Source organism: Candidatus Thiothrix putei (assembly GCA_029972225.1).
Classification (GTDB): domain Bacteria; phylum Pseudomonadota; class Gammaproteobacteria; order Thiotrichales; family Thiotrichaceae; genus Thiothrix; species Thiothrix putei.
In genome coordinates this window covers 182,290-207,328 of record CP124756.1, presented here as the reverse complement: position 1 = coordinate 207,328, position 25,039 = coordinate 182,290, and the positions used below count along the sequence as shown (strand labels likewise).

Annotated in this window: 32 protein-coding genes and 1 riboswitch; of the genes, 10 read left to right on the top strand and 22 right to left on the bottom strand. The window is 50.4% G+C overall.

The annotated features are described in order from the left end of the window. Window positions 1–98 precede the first annotated feature (98 nt). Genes QJT81_01005 through QJT81_00995 form a run of 3 tightly spaced genes read right to left on the bottom strand, consistent with a single transcriptional unit; the run spans window position 99 to window position 2,201 of the window. Window positions 99–1,355, bottom strand: coding sequence for a molybdopterin molybdotransferase MoeA (locus tag QJT81_01005; GenBank protein WGZ94598.1), 1,257 nt, complete (start codon window positions 1,353–1,355; stop codon window positions 99–101). Continuing rightward, a complete protein-coding gene (locus tag QJT81_01000) occupies window positions 1,352–1,810 on the bottom strand; it encodes a rhodanese-like domain-containing protein (GenBank protein ID WGZ94597.1) in 459 nt (152 codons plus the stop codon). Before QJT81_01000 ends, QJT81_01005 begins: the two co-directional genes overlap by 4 nt. Window positions 1,811–1,850: 40 nt before the next feature. Beyond that, window positions 1,851–2,201: a LysR family transcriptional regulator gene (locus QJT81_00995; protein ID WGZ94596.1), complete on the bottom strand. Its 351-nt coding sequence runs from the start codon at window positions 2,199–2,201 to the stop codon at window positions 1,851–1,853. A gap of 320 nt (window positions 2,202–2,521) precedes the next feature. On the opposite strand from QJT81_00995, the gene QJT81_00990 reads away from it, so the two are divergent. Together QJT81_00990 and QJT81_00985 are read left to right on the top strand one after the other, a co-directional pair. Beyond that, a complete protein-coding gene (locus QJT81_00990) occupies window positions 2,522–3,730 on the top strand; it encodes an RNA-guided endonuclease TnpB family protein (protein WGZ94595.1) in 1,209 nt (402 codons plus the stop codon). A gap of 64 nt (window positions 3,731–3,794) precedes the next feature. Beyond that, a complete protein-coding gene (locus tag QJT81_00985; GenBank protein WGZ94594.1) occupies window positions 3,795–4,652 on the top strand; it encodes a PDC sensor domain-containing protein in 858 nt (285 codons plus the stop codon). Between the two features lie 12 nt (window positions 4,653–4,664). Here QJT81_00985 and QJT81_00980 read toward each other — a convergent pair whose 3' ends face one another. The 6 genes from QJT81_00980 to QJT81_00955 all read right to left on the bottom strand — a co-directional run bounded on the left by QJT81_00980 (window position 4,665) and on the right by QJT81_00955 (window position 9,941). Continuing rightward, a complete protein-coding gene (locus tag QJT81_00980) occupies window positions 4,665–5,915 on the bottom strand; it encodes a molybdopterin molybdotransferase MoeA (protein ID WGZ94593.1) in 1,251 nt (416 codons plus the stop codon). Further along, window positions 5,912–6,862 carry a tRNA-dihydrouridine synthase gene (locus QJT81_00975; GenBank protein ID WGZ94592.1) on the bottom strand — a complete coding sequence of 317 codons (951 nt, stop codon included), beginning with the start codon at window positions 6,860–6,862 and terminating at the stop codon, window positions 5,912–5,914. The genes QJT81_00980 and QJT81_00975 overlap by 4 nt, the downstream gene beginning before the upstream one ends. 30 nt (window positions 6,863–6,892) lie before the next feature. Further along, a complete protein-coding gene (locus tag QJT81_00970; protein ID WGZ94591.1) occupies window positions 6,893–7,183 on the bottom strand; it encodes a hypothetical protein in 291 nt (96 codons plus the stop codon). A gap of 160 nt (window positions 7,184–7,343) precedes the next feature. After that, entirely contained in the window at window positions 7,344–8,399 is a 1,056-nt protein-coding gene (locus QJT81_00965) for a transposase (protein WGZ94590.1), read from the bottom strand. 71 nt (window positions 8,400–8,470) lie between these two features. Then, window positions 8,471–8,839: a hypothetical protein gene (locus tag QJT81_00960; protein WGZ94589.1), complete on the bottom strand. Its 369-nt coding sequence runs from the start codon at window positions 8,837–8,839 to the stop codon at window positions 8,471–8,473. A gap of 97 nt (window positions 8,840–8,936) precedes the next feature. Continuing rightward, window positions 8,937–9,941, bottom strand: coding sequence for a TonB-dependent receptor (locus tag QJT81_00955; protein WGZ94588.1), 1,005 nt, complete (start codon window positions 9,939–9,941; stop codon window positions 8,937–8,939). Window positions 9,942–10,012: 71 nt separating this feature from the next. Here QJT81_00955 and QJT81_00950 point away from each other — a divergent pair, with 71 nt between their 5' ends. Beyond that, a complete protein-coding gene (locus QJT81_00950) occupies window positions 10,013–11,134 on the top strand; it encodes an ISAs1 family transposase (protein WGZ94587.1) in 1,122 nt (373 codons plus the stop codon). Between the two features lie 26 nt (window positions 11,135–11,160). Here the strand turns inward: QJT81_00950 and QJT81_00945 are convergent, their stop codons facing one another. Further along, the gene (locus QJT81_00945) at window positions 11,161–12,003 is read right to left on the bottom strand and encodes a TonB-dependent receptor plug domain-containing protein (protein ID WGZ94586.1); all 843 of its coding nucleotides are present in this window, start codon (window positions 12,001–12,003) and stop codon (window positions 11,161–11,163) included. A gap of 57 nt (window positions 12,004–12,060) precedes the next feature. Next, window positions 12,061–12,201: riboswitch (cobalamin riboswitch) on the bottom strand. 161 nt (window positions 12,202–12,362) lie between these two features. On the opposite strand from QJT81_00945, the gene QJT81_00940 reads away from it, so the two are divergent. Further along, window positions 12,363–13,358, top strand: coding sequence for an IS30 family transposase (locus QJT81_00940; GenBank protein ID WGZ94585.1), 996 nt, complete (start codon window positions 12,363–12,365; stop codon window positions 13,356–13,358). On the opposite strand, the gene QJT81_00935 is transcribed toward QJT81_00940, so the two are convergent. Then, the gene (locus tag QJT81_00935) at window positions 13,308–14,174 is read right to left on the bottom strand and encodes a metallophosphoesterase (protein WGZ94584.1); all 867 of its coding nucleotides are present in this window, start codon (window positions 14,172–14,174) and stop codon (window positions 13,308–13,310) included. The genes QJT81_00940 and QJT81_00935 overlap by 51 nt on opposite strands. Before the next feature lie 155 nt (window positions 14,175–14,329). Between QJT81_00935 and QJT81_00930 the strand changes: the two genes are divergently transcribed. Further along, window positions 14,330–15,118, top strand: coding sequence for a TatD family hydrolase (locus QJT81_00930; GenBank protein ID WGZ94583.1), 789 nt, complete (start codon window positions 14,330–14,332; stop codon window positions 15,116–15,118). Next, window positions 15,115–15,609 carry a hypothetical protein gene (locus QJT81_00925; GenBank protein WGZ94582.1) on the top strand — a complete coding sequence of 165 codons (495 nt, stop codon included), beginning with the start codon at window positions 15,115–15,117 and terminating at the stop codon, window positions 15,607–15,609. Before QJT81_00930 ends, QJT81_00925 begins: the two co-directional genes overlap by 4 nt. Window position 15,610: 1 nt before the next feature. Here the strand turns inward: QJT81_00925 and QJT81_00920 are convergent, their stop codons facing one another. Then, window positions 15,611–15,970: a hypothetical protein gene (locus QJT81_00920; GenBank protein WGZ94581.1), complete on the bottom strand. Its 360-nt coding sequence runs from the start codon at window positions 15,968–15,970 to the stop codon at window positions 15,611–15,613. Window positions 15,971–16,109: 139 nt separating this feature from the next. On the opposite strand from QJT81_00920, the gene QJT81_00915 reads away from it, so the two are divergent. Next, entirely contained in the window at window positions 16,110–16,277 is a 168-nt protein-coding gene (locus QJT81_00915) for a hypothetical protein (GenBank protein WGZ94580.1), read from the top strand. A gap of 10 nt (window positions 16,278–16,287) precedes the next feature. Here QJT81_00915 and QJT81_00910 read toward each other — a convergent pair whose 3' ends face one another. The 10 genes from QJT81_00910 to QJT81_00865 form a co-directional block, all read right to left on the bottom strand. Next, entirely contained in the window at window positions 16,288–16,605 is a 318-nt protein-coding gene (locus tag QJT81_00910; GenBank protein WGZ94579.1) for a hypothetical protein, read from the bottom strand. Between the two features lie 5 nt (window positions 16,606–16,610). Continuing rightward, window positions 16,611–17,348 (bottom strand): OmpA family protein, encoded by a 738-nt coding sequence (locus QJT81_00905; GenBank protein ID WGZ94578.1) that lies wholly within the window; start codon window positions 17,346–17,348, stop codon window positions 16,611–16,613. Window positions 17,349–17,509: 161 nt separating this feature from the next. Next, on the bottom strand, window positions 17,510–18,550 hold the full coding sequence (locus QJT81_00900) for a FimV/HubP family polar landmark protein (GenBank protein WGZ94577.1): 1,041 nt from the start codon (window positions 18,548–18,550) through the stop codon (window positions 17,510–17,512). A gap of 2 nt (window positions 18,551–18,552) precedes the next feature. Continuing rightward, window positions 18,553–19,299: a phosphate/phosphite/phosphonate ABC transporter substrate-binding protein gene (locus QJT81_00895; protein WGZ94576.1), complete on the bottom strand. Its 747-nt coding sequence runs from the start codon at window positions 19,297–19,299 to the stop codon at window positions 18,553–18,555. Continuing rightward, window positions 19,277–19,789, bottom strand: a complete 513-nt coding sequence (locus QJT81_00890; GenBank protein WGZ94575.1) for a PAS domain-containing protein — start codon at window positions 19,787–19,789, stop codon at window positions 19,277–19,279. Before QJT81_00890 ends, QJT81_00895 begins: the two co-directional genes overlap by 23 nt. Before the next feature lie 120 nt (window positions 19,790–19,909). After that, a complete protein-coding gene (locus tag QJT81_00885; protein ID WGZ94574.1) occupies window positions 19,910–20,272 on the bottom strand; it encodes a roadblock/LC7 domain-containing protein in 363 nt (120 codons plus the stop codon). Between the two features lie 36 nt (window positions 20,273–20,308). Then, a complete protein-coding gene (locus QJT81_00880) occupies window positions 20,309–20,956 on the bottom strand; it encodes a hypothetical protein (protein ID WGZ94573.1) in 648 nt (215 codons plus the stop codon). Then, window positions 20,953–21,501: an ATP/GTP-binding protein gene (locus tag QJT81_00875; GenBank protein WGZ94572.1), complete on the bottom strand. Its 549-nt coding sequence runs from the start codon at window positions 21,499–21,501 to the stop codon at window positions 20,953–20,955. Before QJT81_00875 ends, QJT81_00880 begins: the two co-directional genes overlap by 4 nt. A gap of 4 nt (window positions 21,502–21,505) precedes the next feature. After that, entirely contained in the window at window positions 21,506–22,885 is a 1,380-nt protein-coding gene (locus QJT81_00870; GenBank protein ID WGZ94571.1) for a hypothetical protein, read from the bottom strand. A gap of 27 nt (window positions 22,886–22,912) precedes the next feature. After that, the gene (locus tag QJT81_00865) at window positions 22,913–23,629 is read right to left on the bottom strand and encodes a hypothetical protein (protein ID WGZ94570.1); all 717 of its coding nucleotides are present in this window, start codon (window positions 23,627–23,629) and stop codon (window positions 22,913–22,915) included. A gap of 198 nt (window positions 23,630–23,827) precedes the next feature. Here QJT81_00865 and QJT81_00860 point away from each other — a divergent pair, with 198 nt between their 5' ends. The 3 genes from QJT81_00860 to QJT81_00850 all read left to right on the top strand — a co-directional run bounded on the left by QJT81_00860 (window position 23,828) and on the right by QJT81_00850 (window position 25,019). After that, window positions 23,828–24,217 (top strand): hypothetical protein, encoded by a 390-nt coding sequence (locus tag QJT81_00860; protein WGZ94569.1) that lies wholly within the window; start codon window positions 23,828–23,830, stop codon window positions 24,215–24,217. A gap of 82 nt (window positions 24,218–24,299) precedes the next feature. Further along, window positions 24,300–24,662 carry a polymer-forming cytoskeletal protein gene (locus QJT81_00855; GenBank protein WGZ94568.1) on the top strand — a complete coding sequence of 121 codons (363 nt, stop codon included), beginning with the start codon at window positions 24,300–24,302 and terminating at the stop codon, window positions 24,660–24,662. Window positions 24,663–24,839: 177 nt separating this feature from the next. After that, window positions 24,840–25,019 (top strand): hypothetical protein, encoded by a 180-nt coding sequence (locus QJT81_00850; GenBank protein WGZ94567.1) that lies wholly within the window; start codon window positions 24,840–24,842, stop codon window positions 25,017–25,019. Window positions 25,020–25,039: the final 20 nt, after the last annotated feature.

Here is a 25,039-nt window from a genome sequence, read left to right as displayed (position 1 = left end):
CCTGCCCCAGTTGCGAGAGGATGCGGGCGTGTTCCTTTACTACAATTCCATCTATCTTGTCGGTTTTGCTACATTATGTTGTAGGAGTACATAACCCATCACATCAGCCCCTCGAACGGGATAATCGTGACCGCTGTTCCCGCTTCCACATTGCCCCACTCAAGCGGCAAGACAATAAAACAGTTGGCTTGGCTCATGGAACGCAACACATGCGAACCTTGGTTGCCCGTGGTGCGGACGTGCCATTGCCCGCTGCTGTCACGCTCACAAATGCCGCGTTGGTAATCTTTGCGCCCCGGTTCTTTTTTCAGTGGCGTATCGCAAATAGCGGTGTATTCCGGCACGAGTGGCACGGTTTCCCCGCGCAAAGCGAGAATGGCAGGGCGCACGAACAGCAGAAATGTTGCCATCACCGAAACAGGATTCCCCGGCAAGCCGAAGAACAGGCAATTGCCCAATGTGCCAAACGCCAGCGGTTTGCCCGGTTTGAAGGCGATTTTCCAGAAATTGACTTGCCCCATGCTTTTCAGCGTGTCGGTGACATAATCCGCTTCGCCAACGGATACGCCACCGCTGGTGATAAAGACATCTGCCATATCGCGTGCATGGCGGAAAACCATTTCCACGGATTCCCGTGTGTCGCGCACCACACCCAGATTGAACATTTCCACATCCAGCTTTTGCAGCAAGGTGTGGAGGGTATAGCGGTTACTGTCGTAAATATCGCCGGGTTGCAGGGTATCACCGAGGATTTTGAGTTCGTCGCCCGTGGAGCAGAACGCCACGCGCAGGCGGCGGATCACCGCAACCTTGGCAATCCCTTGGGAAGCCAGCAAGCCAATGTCAGCGGCATTCAGTTTATGCCCGGCAACCAGCAGCAGATCACCAACCTTGCTGTCTTCCCCGGCATGGCGAACGTTTTCACCGACAGAGAGCTTGCCAGAAACGTGGATGGCATGATCTTCGCACTGCACATTTTCCTGCATGACCACAGTATCTGCGCCAGCGGGCAAAACCGCGCCTGTCATGATGCGCACACATTCGCCCGCCTGCACCACACCAGCAAAGGGACGACCCGCGAAAGCGCTACCGACAATCTTCAACCACGCGCCTTCCGCCAGATCGGCATGGCGCAGGGCATAACCATCCATCGCGGAATTGGTATGGGGCGGGACATTCATCTGCGCATAGACAGGCTTAGCAAGAATACGCCCACCCGCTTGCAACAATTCGACATATTCCATGTCATGCAGTGGCGTAATACTTTCCAGTATCCGCGCTTGCGCTTGTTCAACACTGAGTGTGCCTTGCAGCATGGTGTCACAGGAAATGGCTGATTTCAGGGTGTTACTCATGCACTGACTCCGGGCATGGGTAGTAAGGGTTTCAGGGCAATGAAGCCGCCTTGCACCGAAAACGTTTTGGGATAGCCAAGTTCGCGCAGCAATTTGGTGGCACAAACACTGCGTTTGCCGCTGTTGCACACGATCAGGAAGGTACAATCCCGGCTTTGTTTGAGGGTGTTGATGGCTTTGATGAACGAGCGGATGTCCAGATCGTTGGGTTCATCGGCATCGAGGATTTCCTGTTCATCTTCGCTGAGTTGGAAGCCAAAGAATTGCTTGACGTTGAAAAACGGGATATGGGTGGCGCGTGGAATTTCGCCCTTGATCTCCAGCTCAAACGACTGCCGAATGTCGATCAGGCAAGCCAGCCCCAAACCACACATTTCCATCGTCGTGGTTGGCGTTACATCCATTGGCGCGGCGTTAACCGGGTTAATGGCAATGTTAATCAGTGGTGCATTCATTTCGCTATTCCCAAAAAAACATAACGAGTGGCAAAAAATTTTACAGGGTCAGGGATTCGGAACGCTTTGCCAGAAAAGCGTCAAAATCCGTGCGGACAGCATGGTAAAGCGCAATGGCTTTTTCGCCCGTCTCGGTAAGGCTTGCGCCGCCGCCGCCCTTCCCGCCCGTGGCACTGCTGACCAGCGGCGTGTGGCTGTGGGTATTCATGGAATTAACTAACGCCCACGCTTGGCGGTAGGACATTTCGATGGAACGTGCCGCCGCGCTGATGGAGCCGTGTTCGTGGATGCGTTCCAGCAAGGCAACACGGCCTTGACCGAGGAAGGTTCCTTGAGGGCTTTCGATCCAAAAGCGTCCGCGTAGGTGGTAAGTGTTGGGTGCAATATTCATGATTTCGTTATGTATCATAAAACATAGCGGCTATGCAATGGCATGGATATTGCTGCAACTGCACAAAACAACCTGAGAAAGGGAGCTAAGCCATGTCTGAAATGAGCTACATCCAGATCATTGAGCACTATCACCAACACACCGCCTCGATCAACGAACTGATGGGGTTTGAAACAGTTACCATAAAGTCTATCTAAATCTATTCAAACTTTATCATTTTGGTTAGGTTTATAAAAGCGTAGTGCCGTTTATCCGTAAAAGATAGCAGCAAAAGCACGGATGACTAGACAACTATCACACCGCGCTGCATTCTGTTTGCCATGATCATCAGCCACAAAATCCGCCTTGACCCCAACCATAAGCAAGCGACGTACTTGGCGAAAGCCGCTGGTACAGCACGGTTCGCCTACAACTGGGCGTTGGCAGAATGGCAAACCCAATACGCCGCATGGAAAGACGATAACACCCAGCCAAAACCCAACCAAATGGGCTTGCGCCGCCAATTGAACGCCATCAAACGCGAACAATTCCCCTGGATGCTGGAAGTCACCAAAAACGCCCCGCAAATGGCGATTATCCAACTCGGTGCAGCTTTCAAGAACTTCTTTGCGGGGCGAGCCAAGTACCCGCAATTCAAAAAGAAAGGCAAAAGCCGCGACAGTTTCACCCTCACTAACGACCAGTTTGCCATCGACGCTTGCCGCATCCGCATTCCCAACCTTGGGGTAGTACGGATGCGGGAAACGTTACGCTTTTCCGGTAAAATTCTCTCTGCCACGATTTCCCGCACCGCTGACCAGTGGTTCGCCAGCATCACCGTGGATACCGACCAACATCATCTCCCGCCTGCCAAAAACCAAGGCACGGTAGGGGTGGATTTGGGCGTATCTGCACTGGCAACCCTATCAACGGGGGAAAAAGTGGTCGGGGCGAAGCCGCATAAAGCCTTGCTTTCCCGCCTAAAACGGCTCTCGCGCAGCCTGTCCCGCAAGGTCAAAAGCAGTGCCAACCGCCACAAGGCAAAACAAAAACTGGCAACACTTCACGCACGTATTGCCAACATTCGCCAAGACAGTTTGCACCAACTCACTACGGATTTAACCCGCCGTTTTCACACCATCGGCATTGAAGATTTGAACGTGTCGGGTATGGTGAAAAACCGTCATTTATCCCGTGCCATCAGTGATATGGGGTTTTTCGAGTTTCGCCGTCAACTGGAATACAAGGCGGGAATGCGGGGTGCGGTGGTCGTGGTGGCTGATCGGTTTTTTGCCTCCAGCAAAACCTGTTCTGCTGCTGGCTGTGGGCATAAAGTGGAGAAGCTGCCACTGTCGGTACGTGAATGGACTTGCCCCGTTTGCGGTGCAGTCCATGACCGTGACATCAATGCCGCCAAAAATTTGAAAAAATATGCCGTGAGTTACACGGTGTCTGCCTGTGGAGGGGAAGGCTCTGGTCTTGGGCGCAAGCCGAAGACGAAACCAGCCCCCGTGAAGCAGGAATTCAACACCATGACTACTTTTAGTTAGCTATAGGTAGATTTGGGTAGGTTTGAAATAACGGTCGATCCTCAGCGGCATCAACGATGAAACCTTGTTTCAAGATGAAGCTCGCCAACAGAAAGCCATTGATTGCCTTATGGAAAGTTACCCGTTTGTGGACTTGCTCTACACCCTTGACCCCAGCGGGCAGCAACTCAGCCACAATGTCGCCCCCGGCAATACCTTGGCTGATCAGCAAGGCGGCGTGGGCAAAGACCGCAGCCACCGCCCGTATTTTCTGCAAGCCAAAGACAGCCGCGCCACCATCGTCACTGCACCGTATTTATCGGTTGCCAGCCGCAGTTTGTGCATTTCGGCGGCGGTGGAGGTGCGTTCCGCCACCGATGTCTTGCTGGGTTACATCGTGCTGGACATTGATTTGTCACGCACCATCGAGTTTTTGATGGGCGATTCGCAGCGGCGCAAGTTCAGTGTGCTGTTTAAGAGCATTTACGCCGCGATTGCGCTGGGCTTGTTCAGTGTGGTCGGGCTGTTGTTCTATTTTTCGTTGGAAGAATTGTGGTCAGTGTTCATACCGGGGACGGGCGAACACGAGCTGCATTACACCAAACCGTTCGGGATTATCGTTTACCTGACGCTGGCACTGGCGATTTTCGACCTCGCCAAAACCACGCTGGAAGAGGAAGTGTTGATGCACAAGGACATTTTCCGCCACAGCTCCACCCGCCGCACCATCACCCGCTTTATGTCGGCAATCCTGATTGCGGTGTCGATCGAGGCGTTGCTGCTGATGTTCAAATCGGTGCTGGGCGACGGCGAGATGTTGGCAGGCGCAGTGGAAATGATGTTCTCGGCGGCAGGCTTGCTGGTTGCACTGGGGATGTATGTATTCCTGGGTGCAAAAGCGGAAAAGGCAATGGTGGAATTGCGCCAGAGCAAACCAGATTAACGGTGATAGACATCACATCAACCCCTCAAAAGGGATAATCGTCACAGACGTACCAGCCGCCACATTGCCCCACTCCAACGGTAAGACAATAAAGCAATTGGCTTGGCTCATGGAACGCAACACATGCGAACCTTGGTTGCCAGTAGTGCGCACATGCCACTGCCCAGTGCTGTCACGCTCCGCAATACCGCGCTGGTAATCCTTGCGCCCTGGTGCTTTTTTCAGTGGCGTGTCGCAAATAGCCGGGTATTCCGGTATGAGTGGCACGCTTTCACCCCGTAATGTAAGGATGGCAGGGCGCACGAACAGCAGAAAAGTCACCATCACCGATACCGGATTACCCGGCAAGCCGAAAAACAGGCAATCGCCCAACGTCCCAAAAGCTAACGGTTTGCCCGGTTTGAAAGCGATTTTCCAGAAATTGACTTGCCCCAAACGTTGCAGCGTATCAGACACGTAATCGGCTTCACCAACCGATACCCCGCCACTGGTGATCAACACATCAGCCGTTAATGTGGCTTGCTGGAATGCCTGCTCCACCGCTTGTGGGGTGTCACGGATAATGCCCATGTCGATCATGTCCACATCCAGCGTTTGCAGCATCGCGTGTAGGGTATAGCGGTTGCTATCGTAAATCTGACCGGGCTGTAGCGGCATACCCAAGGGGGTGAGTTCATCGCCCGTGGAGCAAAACGCTACCCGTACCCGCCGCCAGACCGTCACCGTGCTAATGCCTTGCGAGGCAAGCATACCAAGGTCAGCGGCGTTGAGCTTGCGCCCTGCTTCGAGCAAAATATCACCGGGTTGACTGTCCTCACCGGCATAACGCACGTTTTCACCCCGCTTGAGCGTGCCGGAAAGCCGGATGGTGTCACCGTCGCGTTGCACGTTTTCCTGCATGACCACACTATCGGCTCCCGCAGGCAGAACTGCGCCCGTCATAATGCGCACGCATTCACCTGCCTGCACTGTGCCAGTAAACGGATGCCCCGCAAAGGCCGTGCCGATGACGTGCAATGACGCCCCGCTATCCGCATGGCGCAAAGCGTAGCCATCCATCGCAGAATTGGTGTGTGGCGGTACTTGCATTTGTGCACGGGCAGGTTCAGCAAGGATGCGCCCGGCAGCTTGCATCAGTGGTAAGGTTTCGGTATCACGCAGGGCTTGGATGCTATCGAGCACGCGGGCTTGCGCCTGTTCGACAGCAAGTGTGCCACTGGGCAGCGTGTCGCAAGAAGTGGTGACGTTAGGCTGGTCGGTCATGGGTAACTCCCGTGCTTGAATTGCTTGTTAATCTCCGCCATGTCCTTCATCCGCTTGATTTGCTGGAATAGGCTTTCAGCCTCAGGGTATTGGCGGCGTAAATAGGTAAACCATTGTTTGACGAAACTCACGGCGTATTTCGGGGCGCGTGCTTCCAACTGTGCAGCGTAATGCTGCACCAACGGTAACACCGTTGCCCAAGGCATGGGAGTGTAAGCTTCGCCTGCGTATTGGGCGTGAATTACCCGTGCCAAATCGGGGAAACTCAACGCGCCCCGACCCAACATTAAATCCACACAACCGCTTTCTGCTTGGGCTTGCTGCGCATCAGTACCTGACCAGATTTCGCCGTTAGCAATCACGGGAATGCTGAGCCTGGGTTTCACCTTGCCGATTTCTGCCCAATACGCCGGGGGTAAGTAACCGTGTTGTTTGGTGCGGGCGTGAATACAGAGTTCGGTTGCGCCCGCCGCTTCCACACCGAGGGCAATGTCTTCAAACAAGCTGCTGTCTTTGAAACCGAGGCGGATTTTCGCCGTCACGGGAATCTGTGGGCTAACGGCGGCGCGTACTGCCCGAATAATGCCGTGGACGCGCTCCGGTTCACGCAATAATACCGAACCGCCATCGCTGTTGTTAACCGTTTTGGAAGGGCAGCCGAAATTGATGTCGATGCCGGGTGCACCCAAGCGTTCCAGCGCTTGGGCATTCAGTGCCATCACGTCGGGAGCGCCGCCGAGTAATTGCACGTAGACAGGGGTTCCGGCAGGGGTTTTGCCACCTTGGCTCAATTCAGGGCAAGCGCGGTGGAATACACGGTTGGGTAATTGCCGGTCGACCACGCGCACGAATTCGGTCACGCAACGCGCGTAACCGCCAACACGGGTCAGCAGATCGCGCATGGTGTGATCCATCACGCCTTCCATCGGAGCGAGGATTAGGCGCAAGGCAGTAAACCTGACAACGGGTATTCCAGACTACACCGTAGTCTTCAAACCACTTACTTGCTTGACAGCAACATGCAGCAAAGCCGCAACGGTCAGGTACATGCCTGTAATATACAAACCATGCGGTGCATACTTCAGCAATTGCGCCACAAACCCTGCCACACTGATGTCGACGGATGTACCCGAAAAGGCATAGAAACTACCACTGGAAATCACTTCAGTCAGTGTAAACCCGATCAATACCGCCAGCACTAACTTGCCCAGTGATGCCAAGGAGCGACTTGCAAAATCCGACAAACTGAGTTGCTCAATTTTCAGCATTGACCGAACGCCGCATATTCAGCCGATTTTTTACTCAATTTGACCAACGAAACCTGAGCTTTTTCAGTTTTACCGTAACTTTTGCTAAATTTCACCCATACCGATGCGACTGCTCCTGTTTTTCAGTCAGTCTTCCCGTGTTTTTTCAAACCCAGTCGCTTTATAACAAGACACGCATCAGTTGATCAGCACTCAACACCAAAATCCCAAACATCAAGTGGCTGTAAACTTTTTGCGCACCTTGCACCCACACATTCCGACCACCAAATTCATCCTTCAGGCGGGCATTGGTTCGTTCTACGGTGCTGCGAATTTTGTAACGCTCGGCATCAGCAGGTTCAAACGCTTCTTTCTGTCCGCCGCGAGGATTGTGATCAATCAGAGGGACATGCCCCAGATGACGGCTGTATTCGTGCAAATCAGCACTGCAATAGGCCGCATCCATCAGGTCGTAGAGACTGGTGACACGTTGGGCACTGATTTGAGAGAGTGGGATGGCTGCCCCGCTGTCGTGAAAGGAGGCGGAAGACAGAATGGCTGCTATCGGGACACCACAATCGGCGGTATCGATATGCAGTTTGTAGCCGTTCCAACTGTGCTTGTAGCCTTGGGCATTCTTCTTCGTCCCCCGGTTACACTGAACCGGTATCTCATCGAGTGCTTGCTGAAGTGACTGTTCCCGTTGGCGCTGAATCCGTGTTTGCCCTTGTTTTTTCTTTGGCTTTTCCTCGGCAACAGGCCGTTCACGTGCCTCAATGGCTGTTGAATCCCGACACAGGTGGCCGATCAGCGCATCGCCCAAATACGTTTTCACCAACGTTTCATGCACACGTTCCGCTAAACGCTGTTCAGCAAATTCAGCGAAGGCACGTGAAAAGGTGGATTCGGAAGGCAGTTTCTTGGTCAGGGGAAACCCGCAGATGCGTCGCAGGGAGCGATCGTTTTGCAGCCGGTCAATGAGTGCTCGCGTATTGACAATATTGAGCACGCTTTTGGCGACAAAAGCATTGGCAAACCAAGATCGCTCCGTCGCTGGCCGTCCAGACCCATCACGAAAAGAGCGCACAAAATCTTCAATGCGCGTCAGCTCCAGTACGTGAATGAGCTTTTCAAGCTTGGGGGTCAATGTGCCAAAGGCATCATTGAAGCAAGGCAGTATTTCAATTTGCAGCAAACTCCAGCGTTGTGCAATCAGGGCGCGTTCGGTAGAATTCATAGCGTGGGCTTAATGGTTGTTTTGATGCTTCTATTATCGCCGAAAACGGCAGCCCACACTTCTTTTTTCCTTCAGATGAAGGAAGGTTCACGCTGAAAATGTAATTTTGCAAGTGGCTCCAAGGTTTCGCCTTGATACTGCCCCGCAAACCAACGCCCGGCAGCAAACATCACACCATAAGCGGGAACCAGCGCAATATACGCCTGCGATACACAGAAATTACTAACGCCAAGCTGGCTAGTGGCGACGTAATCAATCGCTACTGCGGTTGCCATAAATACCCCAAACGCCAACAGATTGCGCAGATAAAATCCGGCAAGGAAAAACACCGCCCACGACGCATCCAGTAAATGGTCAATCACATGAACGCGGGTAAGCAGCATGACCGCCAGTAGAATGCCACCGACCAGCCATTGATTCTTAGTTGAAAGTGTAAACATAAACATCTCCTGTAGGGTGGGTGGAGCGTAGCGATACCCACCATTATTCCAAACCGCTAAAGAGGGTGGGTATCGCATTCGCTTCACCCACCCTACGTTACTTTGGTGCGTATTTAACTGTCACCAAACCATTAACACCATCCTGATTATACCCGGAGTTGGTTTGGTAATCTTTGTCCAATACGTTGCCGAGTTTCGCGCCAATCGTCCAGTCTTTTGCCAAGCGGTAATCAGCGCGTAAATCCAAAGTGCCGTAACCTGACAGCTTCGCGCTCTCGGTGTTGGCGTCATCGGTATAACGTTGACTTTCCCCACGCACGGTTGCACCCACACGAAATTTACCCAAAGCACGATCAATATCGACACTGGCAAGCTGTTTCGGGCGGTAGATCAGGGTTTTACCCGCATCCGTGCCACTGCGGTTTTCGGGATTTTGCAGCGTGACATTAGCAGCAATATCCCAACCAGCCAATTGCGTACCCGTGCTCAATTCCAAGCCTTGAATCCGTGCCTTGTCCGTTTGGCTGACCTGGTAAGTCGGTGGTCGGTAACTGATCAGATTGTCGATGCTGTTGCTGAAAGCATTCGCTGACCAGGTGGTTTTGCCACCCGCGAGTTTACCGGCGACACCGAGTTCGGCGTTTTGCGATTCTTCCGGCTGCAAGCTCGCATCACCACTGAATGGGTAGTACAAGTCATTGAATGTTGGCGCTTTGAAAGCCGTGCCATACGCCGCCGTCACGCGCATTCCATTGCGAAGGTCACGCCCGACAGCAATGCTACCGCTGTTATGTGTACCAAATTGCTCATTATCGTCATGCCGTGCCGACACTTCCAGCCGATTTGCACCCATGTCGGTTTGGTAGCTGGCAAACAGCCCGGTATTGTCGCGGGAGGTACGGTCGTAAGCACTATCACTTTCCACTGTATCGCGTTGCTGATCCAGCCCTAGCGTTATTGCACCACGGCTGCCTGCATCAACATCCGCCTGGAGGGAAGCCGTATCGCGCTGGGTGTTGTAGGTACGAAATGCCGCCAATGGCGTGCCATTGAGGTAGTTGTCAGCATCATCGCGTGCCTGTCCGATTTGTGCGGTCAGCAATCAGGGCAATCGCTTGAAAGTTTGGTTGCAAAACATCCATAAATAAGGTTTTTCCCGAAAGGACAAAACCGATGCCGAACTTGCCGTCCAGCGCTATCAGCCGCCTACTGGAACAGTTGTCAGTTTTAGAAGACCCACGCCAGCAAGCCAAAGTTCTCTACCCCCTACCTGAAATCCTATTGCTGGGTTTGGCAGGCAGCTTAGCAGGGGCAGACGATGTGGTGGAAATGGTGCGCTGGGCAAAGCTAAACGCGGATTTCCTGCGCCGCTATTATCCCTATGCACGGGGCTTTCCCAGCCATGACACGGTGAGTGACGTGTTCAACGCGCTGAATGCTAAGCTGTTTTCGGAACTGTTTATCCGTTGGACAAACAGCCTGTCCGCAGGGGAGGCTGACCTATTGAACATTGACGGCAAAACCTCACGGCGCAGTGGTGGCAACGGGCAGAACCCTCTGCACCTGGTGTCAGCGTGGGCAAACCAGCAAAATCTAGTGCTGGGGCAGGAAGCCACCGACCAGAAATCCAATGAAATCACTGCCATCCCCGCCTTGCTACGCAAGCTCGACATTGAAGGCTGCTTGATCACCATTGATGCGATGGGGACACAAAAGGCCATCGCCAAGCAAATCGTGGAAGCAGGCGGTGATTACCTACTGGCAGTCAAAGACAATCAGAAAACGTTAGCAGAAGACATCGCCCTGTTTTTCGAAAAGCCGCCTGCCGGTTATGTGCTGGATGAAGACACCCAGGTGGAAAAAGACCACGGGCGGCTCGAAACCCGCCGTTGCCGCATTTGCACCGATGTTGCTTGGTTGGAACAACGGCAGGAATGGGCAGGACTTGCCAGCATCATCTGTATCGAGTCCTGGGTCGAAAAAGCAGGAAAATCCACCTATTCCATCCGCCACTACATCTGTTCACTGGCGATGATCGCCAAGGCCGCACAATATGCCGTCCGCTCCCACTGGGCAATCGAAAACAAGTTGCATTGGGTGCTGGATGTCCTGATGCGGGAAGATTTGGCGAGAAACCGTAGCAACCATGGCGCACATAATCTCGCCATCCTGCGCCACATGGGTACTAACCTGCTGCGCAATGACAAAACCAACAAACATAGCCTCAAAGTCCGTCGTAAACAGGCAGGGTGGTCAACTGACTATCTGGCACAACTGCTGGAGCAAGTCATGTAAGTAAGGCGATTATTCAAGCGATTGCCCTAGGTCAGCAATGTGTTGTCATTGACACGGTGTTGCAGCTTGCCAGACAGGGTTTGTTGGGTAAAGTGGGTTTCGTTATTGAAACTGCTGTCGAAGTGGTTTTCACCAGCAGCGCGTAAGGCTGATACTTCCAGCGTGGTATCGTCGGCAAAGCGATGTCCAGCACGCAGCGACAGGCTATCGCGGTCATAACCATCGGCATCCGGCTCTTGGTGGTTGGCAGTAACATCAATGCCATCCGTTTTTTCCGTACCCGCATTCAGGTTGTACCAAGTAGTCGCGTCACCTCCTGCAAGGTTCACATTGGCTTTTTGGGTGTTGTGACTGCCTGCACTGAGGCTGGCTTCGGGCTGGAAACCTTTGCCACCTTTACGGGTAAAAATCTGGATCACACCGCCGATGGCTTCCGAACCGTACAAGCTGGAGCGGGGACCACGCACGACTTCAATGCGCTCCACTTGATCCAGCGGTAAATCTTCAAACGCGACGCTGCCCGTCGTGGCAGAACCGACTTTGACACCATCAATCAGCACCAACACGTGGCTGGAATTCGTGCCGCGAATGAATACCGAAGTAGCTTTGCCCACGCCACCGCTGTTGCTGAGGTTGATACCGGGCACATGACGCAAGACATCGGGGATGCTGCTGGCTTGGTATTTTTCAATGTCCGCACGGGTAATGATGCTGACAGGGGCTAAGGTTGCATCAACGGTACGAGCCTTGCGGTCAGCCGTGACAATGATTTCATCGAGGGTTGTGGCATCTTCTGCCAATACCAGTGGGGATGCCAACAGGCAAAAGGTAACAGTGCCGAACTGCGCGGCAAGAGGGGATAATTTCATGGGGTATGGATTTCCGTAACGATGCGCCCATCGCGCACGTGTATGAAGACGACTCGGCAGAGTCGCGCCTTGTTAGGCCGGTATCGGACTTATCAGATTGATTTAACCTGCTTACCGTTGCGAGGGCAGCGTTGGTATTGCACCAACTTCCCGTTTAACGCTCACCAAGATGAGCGCACCTGAACAGCGACGCACGTTACGGGATTCACCCCATACTGTCAAATCGACAATTTGATGATTGGCGAATTCGTATCATAAGTGCATAGCCCGTTAATCGAGGCGGGATGCGGCTTTCCTCATCAGGTCAGAGGCAAAATGTGGTAAAAAGCATCCCGAAAAACCACTGACAGGAGAGCTTCATGGCTTACACACACCTTACCTCTGAGGAGAGGCATTATATCGAAACCCGGCACAAGATGAAGGAATCGACGGCAACAATCGCGTTAACCTTGGGGCGCAGTCAATCGACGATCAGTCGTGAACTGACCCGCAACCGAGGGCAACGCGGCTATCGGCACAAGCAAGCGCACGCCAAAGCGCAACAACGCCATGCGGACAAGCCCAAAGCGGTCAAGTTGACCCCGGAACTGGCGGTCAGCATTGATACGCTGCTGGAACAACAATGGAGTCCTGAGCAGATCAGCGGTCGACTGAAAGCGGAAGGCAAAGCCACTATTTGCCATGAAGCCATCTACCAGCATGTACTCAGGGACAAGCGTGCGGGCGGCAAGCTGTACCTGAACCTGCGCCGCCATACGAAGAAATACCGCCAGCGTTACGGCAGTAAAACGGGCAGCGTCAAAGGCATCCCCAACCGAGTGGACATTGACGAACGCCCAGCGGTAGCCAACCAGCGTGAACGGCTCGGTGACTGGGAAGCCGACACCATGATCGGCAAGGGACACCAAGGCGCACTGGTGACACTGGATGAACGCAAATCCAAGCTACGCCTAGCTTTTCCAGTGGCAAACAAGACCGCAGAAGCCGTAACCAGCAGCATTATCACCTTGCTGGACAGCTTCAAGGATTGGGTGCACACGCTCACCTTCGACAACGGCAAAGAGTTTGCCAAACATGAGCAAGTTGCCCAAGCCCTTGGGTGCGAAACGTATTTCGCCAAGCCCTACCATTCGTGGGAGCGTGGGCAAAATGAGAACGCCAATGGGCTGTTACGCCAATACTTCCCCAAGGCAATGGGGCTATTGGACGTGACCACCCGACAGGTACTGGAGGCTGTACATAAACTCAACAACAGACCAAGGAAGTGTCTGGGATTCAAGACACCTTACGAGGTGTTCCGAGAACTATCCGGCATAGAGGCCGAAAAGTTGGTGGGTTATGCACTTATTACTTGAATTCACCATTTCTTCTTCCACCACAAAGGGCAGATAGTAAACGCGGGTTTCTACCCGACCATCCGCTAACAATACAATATCGCGCCATGCGGGTTGGGTATGGTCGAATTCGATATTTTTACGCACGGGTTTCATCTGTACACAAGTCGCGGGCGTACCGTGCACTGCAACCACCCGCCCATCGGTGTAGGTATACTGCCCATTGAATTCTTGATGGATATGCCCGTTGAACACGACTTTGACTTGCGGGAAATGTTCGACCAATTGCCAGAAATAGGTTTTCTGCTGCAAACCCATCACATCCATCCACTCACTCTCAATCGGCACAGGGTGATGGTGCATAAAAATGGCAACGAAATGATCTTCCGGGATGCTGCTCAAGTGTTGCTCTAAACGCTCAAATTGTGCTTCACTCAAGCGTCCATCCGGTTTACCGTCAGCATGGGTATCCAGCAACAATAAATGCCAAGCACCTAGCTCAACATGCTCTGCCATCTGTACATTCCCACTAAGATTTTCCTGCATCATCTGGGGAATATCATGGTTTCCCGGAATCGTATAAACCGGTAAAGGGAACCTATTGAGTAGCGCATTGACACGCTGGTAAGTCGCGGGGATTTCTTCCTGTGCCAAATCGCCGGTTAACAATAAGGCATTGTAACCTTCTGCCATTCCCCCCAAATGTGCCAAGATCGCTTTTAACGAAAGATTGGGGTAAATAGGCATGTCTGTCCAAGTTAAACGACTATCATCACTGGCATAACAGTGACTATCGGTTATTTGGAACAAACGTACCGCACTCGGTGTTGTTTCCATGTGAATAGCCCCTCGCGAGCCTGTCTTTCCGATAAATTAACCATATAATTGCATTTTATAGTGTATTTCACGCGTTTTGACTAGTTACTTTTTCAGGTAACAACATCTGCTGACATCCTATTCATTACACTCATAATATTGTACTTTACTGCACAATGAAACTGATCGATACACACTGCCACTTTGACGAACCCGATTTTGCCGATGATCGGTTATTATTAATTGACAAAATGCAAAAGCTAGGCGTAGCCGATCTAATTCTCCCAGCAGTCAGTGCTAAACATTGGCCTCGATTGCGCGATATTTGCACCACATCTCCCCATTTTCATGCCACTTACGGTTTACACCCCGTTTATCTTGCCGAACATACCCCAGACGATTGTGTATCGTTACGTCACTGGGTAGAGAAGGAACAACCCGTTGCCATCGGCGAATGTGGCTTAGATTTCTATCTACCTGAACTGGATGTGGCTCAACAGGAATCCCTATTTGTCACACACCTCAGGTTAGCCCGTGAATTTGAGCTTCCGCTAATTATTCACGCCAGACGTTCGCTTGACTGTGTTCTCAAACACATTCGGCGCTTTTTTTCTGGGAAAAATAATTTAAACGGTGTGATTCATAGTTTTGCTGGCAGCCAGCAGCAAGCCGATACGCTAATCAATCTGGGGTTTTATTTAGGCGTCGGTGGCACTGTCACCTATCCACGCGCCCAACGCCTGCGTAATGTTCTCGCTAACGTGCCGTTGGAAAGGCTATTACTGGAAACAGACGCCCCCGATCAACCGGACAGCGAATGGCGTGGTAAGCGTAATGACCCCACCCGCTTACCCGTGATTGCCGCTAGCTTGGCAGAACTGCGGGGTGAAAGCCTTAACCGTATTGCTGAAGCGACCACCGCAAATGCGATACACTTATTCAAATTGCAACACGAGTCTTTATGAAATACTTTTTTCCTGCCCTGATGACATTGCTCATCCTCGCTGGCATCAGTCTGGTCGCAACACCCTATATTGCGGAACAGTTTTTTCCAGCGTCAAAAACCACCTTACGCACGGCTGATCCAGAACGCTCCAAACAAGCACTTGCCAACTGGTTTGGCACAGCCCCGACCAACGTTACTGGTGTGCAGGCCAGCAACCAAGCCTCTGCACAAGGCAATACCTCATGGTTTATGTTTGGTATAGAACGCCAAGCGGTTGAATATTTCATCCGTCAAAACGGCCTGAAACAGCAAGATTTAACTCCCGAAATCTTGCAAACAACGTTTATGGTACAACAACCTCCCGCATCATGGTGGCAACCCACCAAGTTGGCACGCGAAACCTGTTTTATTGGCACAGACGAAGGCCGTGAAATTGGTTTGATTTACCATGCTGAATCACAAACAGGTTTTTTGATTGTACGAACCTATCAAAAACCGACGAAATTTTGAATCAACAGAGTAGTGCGCGGGCACTCTGCGCCCATCCGTCTGGCGGTTGATAGAGGTCGCTACCAATAATACGTTGAATTCGCAGCATATCATCTGATGTGAACTCAGCAACTTGGCGATAGGTGACAATACCCAGTGCTTTTAACTGACTGGCTAACTGCTGACTAATACCTTGAATACGGGTCAGATCATCATGCTTACCCACTTCCGGGCGTTGAGTATTGGTGATTGGCGTGATAGGTAACGCTCTTGGGGTTGCTGATGTAGTTTGCAAAGTAGCCGATACCTGTTGGTTACGTTGCAATTCAATACGCAAATCTGCCAAGGTTTTTTCTTGCTGATGACATTGTGTCAGCAACACTTGGGAACTGTCCCGAAATAACTTCCCTCTTTTCTGCTATACCTTACAGCGTCAAGACCTGAACATTTTTAAAGGTTTGAAAATTTGTTGTCATCAACTGGGTCAGTTCTTTCTTGTGATCGGTATCCAGCTTGTCTACATGGCAAAAACGGAAACCACCACTGGCTTGAAGGTCGCTGTCCGCATCATCAGTAAAGTTTTTGAAACCGGGCGCAAGTATACCCAAGCGTTTAAGGATAACATGACCATCCAGTTCGATGATTTCCTGCCAAAATGGAACTACACCGCTACCCCTCAGTCCCCCTGATTTCGGGAAGTTATTTCGGGACAGTTCCTTGGTATTCGCTCCGTGTCTTTTCCAGTGTTTTTCTCAGTTCCAGAAACTGACCATACTCACTATCAACCGGCGGCGTGCTAATTTTACGCAAGATTTTTTCCAGTTGGCGTGTTTTGCTGCGCAGATTGGCATTGTCTACCGTTACATCCTGGTAGTTACGCCGTAAACCTGCTAACTCCGTTAAGCATCCGGCTACCTCCCTGTCATAACGCCATTTGGCAACCCAGCCACCAAGCCATACGCCCACTAATAGGGCAATACTCAGTAATAACACTATCTGGAAAGCAAGATAGAGCATCCCTGCTACTCCTTTAATACTGTAATTTCAATGCGCCGATTTTGCTGAGCGGCATCAGTATTAGGCTCAGCTAATGGACGTGTTGAACCATAACCTTTCGCTTGCACTTGCTTGGCTTCAATGCCTTGGGACAGCAAGTAATTGCGTACTACCTCGGCACGCGCCTGACTCACGGTCAGATTCCCTAACGCCGTTCCCTCATGGTCGGTATGCGCGGATACTTCAATCGCCATCGCAGGGTGCTTACGTAGCTCAGCCAACACTTGTTCCAACGCTGCTACGGCACTGCTATCCAATTCTGCTCTAGAATATTCAAACTGAATGGCACTCAGATCGATTTGCTCAATCTGATACTGCTTAGAAGGGGTGTGTAAACCCAGGATAGGAAGAGGAGGGGACTCTAAACTCGCAGGCTGTGCTGCGGATGCGCTAACGGGAATCAAGCGATTTTCAACGTAACGTACCCCATAGACACTGCTAACAATCCGTTGCAACAGTTCAGCTTCCGCTTCACCAGCCACCGTGCCTGTCAAAACGCCATCACGCCCATCAAATTGAACCAACTCGGTTGGCAAACCCGATTCAGCCAAGGCTTGGCGGGTTCGTTGTAACAAATCTGTTTCAATAGCGGGTTGTTGTATTAGTAAGCTTAACAGGGTCAATACGGTGACAGCTATTGCAGCCAATAGCACAGCGAATGAAATTACTTGCTGTTTGCCTACAGTAAACGCGGAAAAAGCCATTTGACACTCCCAAGTCATTGCTCGAACCATAGAATATAGACCAATGGTTGAGCATTGAGATTAGAAGTGTTGTGATGTCTATGCTAGACACAGCAGGATAGAGGGAAAGAACCAGCAGACTAGCAGGATAAGCTGTTAATTTCTAAGTATTAACGGCAAGCTTAGGTGATAAAGGAAAGAATCTCGCGGGCTTCTTGGCGTTGCTGATTGCCCCCTTCTACCAAGACATCCTGTAAAATATCAGCAGCAGCTTCTGAATCACGCAAATCCAAGTATGCCCGCGCAATATCTAGCTTTAAAGCAGCATCAGGATTTTCATCCATCGCTAGCGTAGCAACAACGGGTACTTCAGGGTGAGATTGAACAGGCACATCTGCCAGTGTCTCAGCGGGAGCGACCAGTGTAGAAGCTGAAATAGCACCTGCATCCAATGAGGAGGATTCGTGCTTGCGCCACATTAACCAAATCAGCGGCAACGTCAACAGTGCTAATAACCCCAGTAATATCCAAGGCAAATTGCTCACACTGGCTGCTTTGGTTTCAGCAACTGCCGCCGCCGCACGAATCTGCTGCAAATCGTTTTGTAAGGCTTCGTTCTCACGGGTTAGGGTGGCGACTTGCGTTTCCAAGGTTACATTAGCAGCCTTGCTCTCTTCTAATGCTTGTTTGGCTGCATCCAACTGTTGCGGCAACGTGTTGTCGACAGGAGCGGCAGCAGGCTCAGGTTTTGCACCTCCTGATACTTGCTCTTGCAGCATCTCCTGCACCGCTGCATTTTCTTCCTCAATAATAGTGATTGTTTCTTCGAGTTCGGCAACTTGCGTTTCTAATGCCTGTATTTTTTTCTGAGCAGCAGGATCACCACCCGCTACTTCTGCCTTAGGTACTAACGGCTTCAGATTGGGAATATCAGCAGGATCAGGTAACTGGAGTGTTTTTCCAACAATCAGGCTATTCACATTCTGGTTACGGAAAGCCTCTGGATTGCGCTTGAGAATTTCCTGGGCAATGGCCTGACGGCTCCCGTAATCGGGGTATTGCTCTGCAATAATTTTGCCTAAGCTATTACCGAGCTGAATTTCCCATACTTTATCTGCCGCCAAGACTGCGCCAGACAAACACATGCCTACCAAAGAAACAGGAACCAGCACCTGCAACACATGGAGGCGTAACTGTTGGTGAAGGGGGGTCAGTTTTTTCATGGTTAGTTAACCAGTGTATCCATCAGGTCAATCATAAATTCGGTATCTTCCTGTTCTTGTATTTCCCAGCCTAGCAACCCCAGACTCTCCAATACACCTTTGCCTTTAACGTCAGCATTCATCGCGGGTAAGATGCGTCGTAAAGCTTCATGCTGTTCCCGCAATCGAGGGCTTGCCAGCAAAACATGACGAATAACGTGTATTTCACTGCGAATCAACTCACGTAACTGACGTTGAATCATGCCAGAAAGCGTATCAAATGCATCCCTAAGAAAAAAACCAACATCCGCTTGGCCTTGCAAAAGCTTTTTAGCCACCAATACATAAGTATCAACCGTTTGTGTTTGGACATTATGAGCTGACAAATCCGCAGGCTCTAACATGATCATCGCAATCAGATTCACATCGGGGTCGTCTGTTGCCACAATGCGTATGCCGGGCTGCAAATCCTCAATGTGTTTTATTGGTGAATCTATCGCTACCGCAATAATCGCCTCGTCCGATTTATGCAAGGGAGTCGCAATCGCTGTAAAGCCCTTTTCCCGCACCAGCATAGCAGCATCAAAGGGGTTGGCGTAAATCAGGTCGATACCATTATCCTGAATAACGGCTCGCTGGCTGGCAAAGTCTGAAAATAATTCCACATGAATAGGCACGCCCAATTGGCGTTGTAACCACGTATTAAAAATATACCAACCTGCAATTTGCGCAGGGGGGAAATCAGGGCTAACCGTCATGACATAAGGCATTGTGTCGCGCCTCCGCTTGCTTTAACTGGGCATAATGTGCGATACAGGCATCGACTTGGGTACGCGAAGGTTTACGCCGTACTGAGGTACAGCTCACCGCTTTCCCCTCCCGCACATTGAGAATAATCGTGGCATATACCCAGTAATAACACCCATCCTTACATAAATTTTTAACATAGCCATGCCATTTATTGCCTTGCGCGACAGTTTCCCATGCTTCCTTGAAGATCGCTTTAGGCATATCAGGATGCCTAAGGATATAGTGTGGCTGTCCAATCAACTCAGCCTCCGTATAACCGGACATCTCCACAAAAGCGTGATTACAATGGGTAATAATACCCCGCAAATCCGTGCGGGAAACGATCAACTTCCCCTCAGGAAAGGGAATCTCCTCGTCTTTAACCAAAACACGCCGCGAAGTACCATCATAATAGTCCAACACATGTTCTGTATAAGGCTCAAGCACATCCTTGGTTGTCATGTCTTCCATCGCATCTCTCCGTGTTGATCCCGGCAGTTTGAGAGGGTGCAGCTATAAACCACCACATCCTCAGCGCTGTATTGACCGAGCCACTTTTTATTTTTATTAAATCGAGATTAGCTATAGCTATCAGATAATTTTACCAATATTTTCAGCCGCACGTTTTACATCCAAGAAAATGAGGCCAAGGCGTGCATTAGGTTTAGCCAAGACAGTAACAACGGCTTCATTACCTGCATGTGTCATCAGAATATAACCTCTCGCTCCTTTGATTAGTACTTGCTCCAATGCACCGCGTGCTAATTCTTCGGCAGTCCGGTCACCCAGGGACAACATGGCAGCACTCATCGCTCCCACTCGGTCTTCATCCATCCCGCCAGGCAACATAGAAGCCATCATTAAGCCATCCGTCGATAAGATAGCAGAGGCTTCAATGTCCGCAGATGAACCATTCAGGTCACTGAGGATGGAGTTCAGCATTTCAGAGCGCATCTTGTTTTCTCTCCTTGGTTATCAGTATTCGTTCAATTAAACAGGTATTTCGGTATTACCGTAACGCATTTCCAGCGCCCACACCAACCGTTTAAAATCTGGCTGGTTGAACTGGGGAATGCCTCCAATAATAAGTGTAAAGCGATTTTGACCAATATAAAGCGGCCAAAAACCGACTTCACTGTTACCACTCGCATCCACCAAGCCCCACGCACGCTGGCGGTAGCCTAGATTACCGTGCAGCAGCTCCTTATGACGGGCATACACTGCCGTCAGATTGGCACTGAGGGCAGCGAGTTCTTCCGCTGCTTCATGGGTAAAACCAGCGCTGCCTAAATACAACCCTCGACTTTCCGCCAGAATTGCCTTGCCTTCGTCAGAGAGGGTACGTAATAGTTTAGGCAGTAAGCGCTCTAAGGTTTCCTCAGGAGCCGTTTCGCCTTGCTCCTGCCCCAAAATCAAACCGGCTTCTTGCATCCAATGCACAAATTCTAACGCCCGTTTTTTCTTGTAGCCACTCAGTTCACAGGCAACATCAACCGTGAATAAAGGGGTAGCGGCTTCTTGAAACAGGCGGTGTAAAAACACCCTGCCGGGTTCTTCAGCACTGTCTTGTACAGCGTAGTAAGTACCCGCAGGGGTCACACCTAGATGCAAGTTTTCTGTGAGTATGTATTCGCTCATCCGTTCGTTACTCCCGGATCCAGTGAGAACAACAGCGCCTGAATCAGCATGGTGACATCTTTGTGACTACGTGCATCCACTTCAAAGACAGGTGCTTGCAGCGACAAGGATTCCAGATAACGACGGTACTCCGGCAGCCCCGGTTTACGGTGCAAATCCATGCGTGTCACACCGACCACCATTTGCTGTTTTTCGATAAAGTCACGGAATGCATTGGTGTAAAAACGGATATCCTGAAACGGATCCTTGCGGGTATTATCCAGCAGCAAGATCAAACCGATTCCACCTTTAGTGAGGATATCCCACATAAAATCGAAGCGTTCCTGCCCCGGTGTGCCATACAAATGCACCCGTTCATTTTCGCTCAGACGAATTAAACCATAATCCATCGCCACCGTGGTCTGTGGCTTGCGACTTTTGGTCATATCAGAAGCGTACTCATCCGTTGTAATCGGTTTTATATCACTAATGGCGGCGATAGCCGTGGTTTTACCTGCACCAACAGGCCCGGTAAAAATAATTTTGCGGTTGATCATGCTGCTCATAAAGCTATTTCGTTCCCCCTCCCAACAAACGCTTCAACAAGCGCGAGAAGAAGCCACGATTTTCCTGCTTAGGCTTCTCTTTTTCCCGACTCTTGAGTTTGTTCTGATCCATTTCAAACAGGTTAAGTGCATTGGCTGCCGTGTGGAACGCAAACACATAGCGTTGTGGGATACTCAAGGCACTGGCAATGTCCAATGAACTTGCCGGGCGCTGGTTCCACAATGCAGCGATGCGCATGATATGGGGGAACTGTTCAAGGCGCGTCAGGTTGGGCCAATATTTCAGGGAAATTTTCTGCTCAATCTCAACACCACGCCCCAACCGGCCTCTGGCGGTCAGCAAACTACTCACCCACACAAACGCTTCGATATCCAGCAAAGCATCTGCATCATGCGTTGCTTGCTGTTCCAGTTGTTCGAGTTCCACACTGTTGGGTATATGTAGCGCAATTTGCCCAGCTTGTATGGGATTATTGCACAAGACGCGGAATTCTTCTGACCGGGTGTCAAGAGTGCAGTAAGCCAGTCCCTGTTGTGGCATCAACAATGCGTAATCCTGTGCTGATAACTTAAGGTGCACCGTCTGCTGTGATTCCCTAGCTAACCGCAGTGCCTCCAAAATAGTGCTCAACAAGTAATTTTCCGGGGTAAACAGGGCAACGTCGGGTACCGCCTGCACATCGTCTTGTTCACCACACAAAGCCTTCCAGCGGCGCTCAGCGTCTTCTTGCGATAAGGAATCACCAACAGGGCGATCGACCTCTTCTAAAGAAATATCAGCTTCAGCGGGGTCAAACACTACCATCGGCACATCGACTTCTGGCTGCATCACAGGCGACGTAACAGCCATCGTCTCTTCCGCTTCGTCTTCGTCCGGGAGACTAATCACCAATGAGCGTAACTTTCTGTCTACACGATCTGTACGGGCAGATACGCCAAAGGGCTGAGGCAAATCGCGAAAATGTGCTTCAGCGTGCTGCACTAACGGCTGTTCAGCAGCCACAACAGAGGCAGGTGTCATCGCCGGGCGATGTACCGCATTCAATGCTGGCTCCAAGCTGACCGCCAACTCATAAACCCGATCAACCGCATCCGTTAAGGCACGTGACGTTAGCGGCTTAGGAATCCAAATACAATTAGGCAACTCCACCGGGTGTACCGACAAAATAATCCCTGGCTTGTGTAAAGCAGCGCGTTGTTGCCAGTCAGCTTTAGCATCCGGGTGATCATGGTCAAGGATGAAGGCATCTGCCTCTGCCTCCGGGACAACCTTGAACAAATTACGCCCCGCTCCTGAGAAAAAAAACTCAAGGATAGCCCGGTTATGCGGGCTAATCGCCAGTAGTGCAACTTTCAAAGGGCCTGTTTTAGAATGTGTCAGCATAAATCCAGCCTGCTTGTCGTTATTTTTTTACCATTGTTCGGATTCCTGCTGTTTTTCCAGCCACAGAGCAGAAATCTCTCGCCCTGCCTCTTGCATCTGCTTAATCATATTACTCAGCCCATCCTTGCTGCGCGTGTACTGATAAATGTTCACAAGCTCCTGCTCTATCGACTCGTCAGTGTTGCCAGCCAGAACCTCTGCTTCCAACAGATCCCTCGCGGTATCAATCTGACCATACTCTAAACATGCAAAAACTTCTTCCATCACATTCGAATATTGAGCTGTTTCTTGACTGCGCTCAAGTGTCAATAACTTCACTGCTGCGGCTTCTTGCCCCGTAGACAACACAGAGCCTTCACGCCATTGCTGATGCGTCTCGCTCTCACTCGCAGCTTCTAACCATTGCTGGAAAAACAGCTCATCCTGCCGACTCAAATCATCCTTAACCAAATTCAACAAGTGTTCACGCAACAGATGCCCTGATTGCCCTAAGGCAAGAAATACATCCTGAAGACTACCGGATAAACGGTCACGAAGAGACTCATGCTGCGCCAACAAAATCCTTTGGGTGTGAGCACGTAAATCTTGAGGGTAGCGACGAATATGATGCGACAAGAATCGCCATGCCCTCAACGGTTCGGGGTGCTGATGCAAACGAAGCTGGCGTTCAGACGCAAGACTAAAAACCAAAGGTAATTCCGGCGGGGGCTGAACTTTTCCGCTGCGCAATAATTTTTCTAGCATAATTTTAGGGCCACACCAAACACTCAACAATGGTTTATAGTATATTCTTTCAGGATACTAGAAGACTTTTTAATCATAGTCTATAAGCGCCCCAGAAAAATATATTTTTCTGATGAACGGCGAAGCTTTCTATTAACATGAGACTGCTACAATAGGATAGTCTGGGATAGTCCGGTGATTTAAGGCGAGAGGGAGCCGATGTTTTACCTAACCATACAAATTGCTTTTCTGTTAACCCTAGCTATTTTTATTGGCGTGGCTATCGGTTGGTGGATTGCTAATAAACTAAAACAATCACCTGCATTACCCCAAGAAACATCTGATAATCCTTTCGATGCACGGTTTCGCTTGGAACAATGCCACCGTGAAAATGCAACGCTAAGACGTGACTTGAAAGAAACCGAAGAACGTGCTGAGAAATTAAATGCACGTTTAGACAACAGTACACAACACGATGATGACGTGCTGGAACGCCTAGAAACCTATGAAATTCGTCTAGAAGCCCTGATGGAAGACTTGCAAATGCGTGATGATACTATTGCAGTACTGGAACAGGAGTTAGAACAACTACGCGATCAGAAGCAATAATGCATGATGTTTTGTTTAACACCTGCTACTATTCTTGACTTAATTATCTTGATTTTCCGACTTCAATAAATACGACAAATACATGACAACCAGAAATACCTCTTCAGCTTCGCTGCTGGAAAAAGACCTGGAAATTATTGGCAACATTGCCTTTCAGAATAATTTATACGTTCATGGAAAAGTTAATGGCAATATTACTGCCCCCATGGACTCGCGAGCAGCATTGTATATTCAAGGCGACAGTGAAGTAAGCGGCGAAATACGCGCCCCGTTAGTGGTTGTTTCAGGCACTATTTGTGGCGATATATTCGTCTCTCGCCGTATTTCACTTAAGTCTACTGCTAAAATTAATGGCAATATTCATTATGTTGAGATACAAATGGACGAAGGTGCTGAAGTTAACGGTGTGCTTACCAGCCTGAGCAATACTTCTGATACCCAATAAGCAATATCGCTATTTTATTAAAAACTTATACACAAAGTTTAAAACAGTGCTACGCTTAGCAACGTAGGAATACCCATCAAGGGTAAGCAAGAATTGCACATATAGAAAGGTGACATTCAAGGAATCATGAAGGTCGCCACTCAGTTTTTTCAAGTCAACTTTTGTGGAGATAAAACAATGACTCAATACCGTGTACTGATCGCTGCTTTGCTGGCTGCTTTCGCTCTGACTGCTTGTGGTGAAAAAGCTGCGGATGCACCTAAAGCTGATGCACCTGCTGTTGATCAAGCTGCACCTGCACAAGCTGCTCCAGCAGCGCCTGCTGTTGACCAAGCTGCACCTGCTGCACCAAAGTGATCACTAGCCGTTAGGCGAAT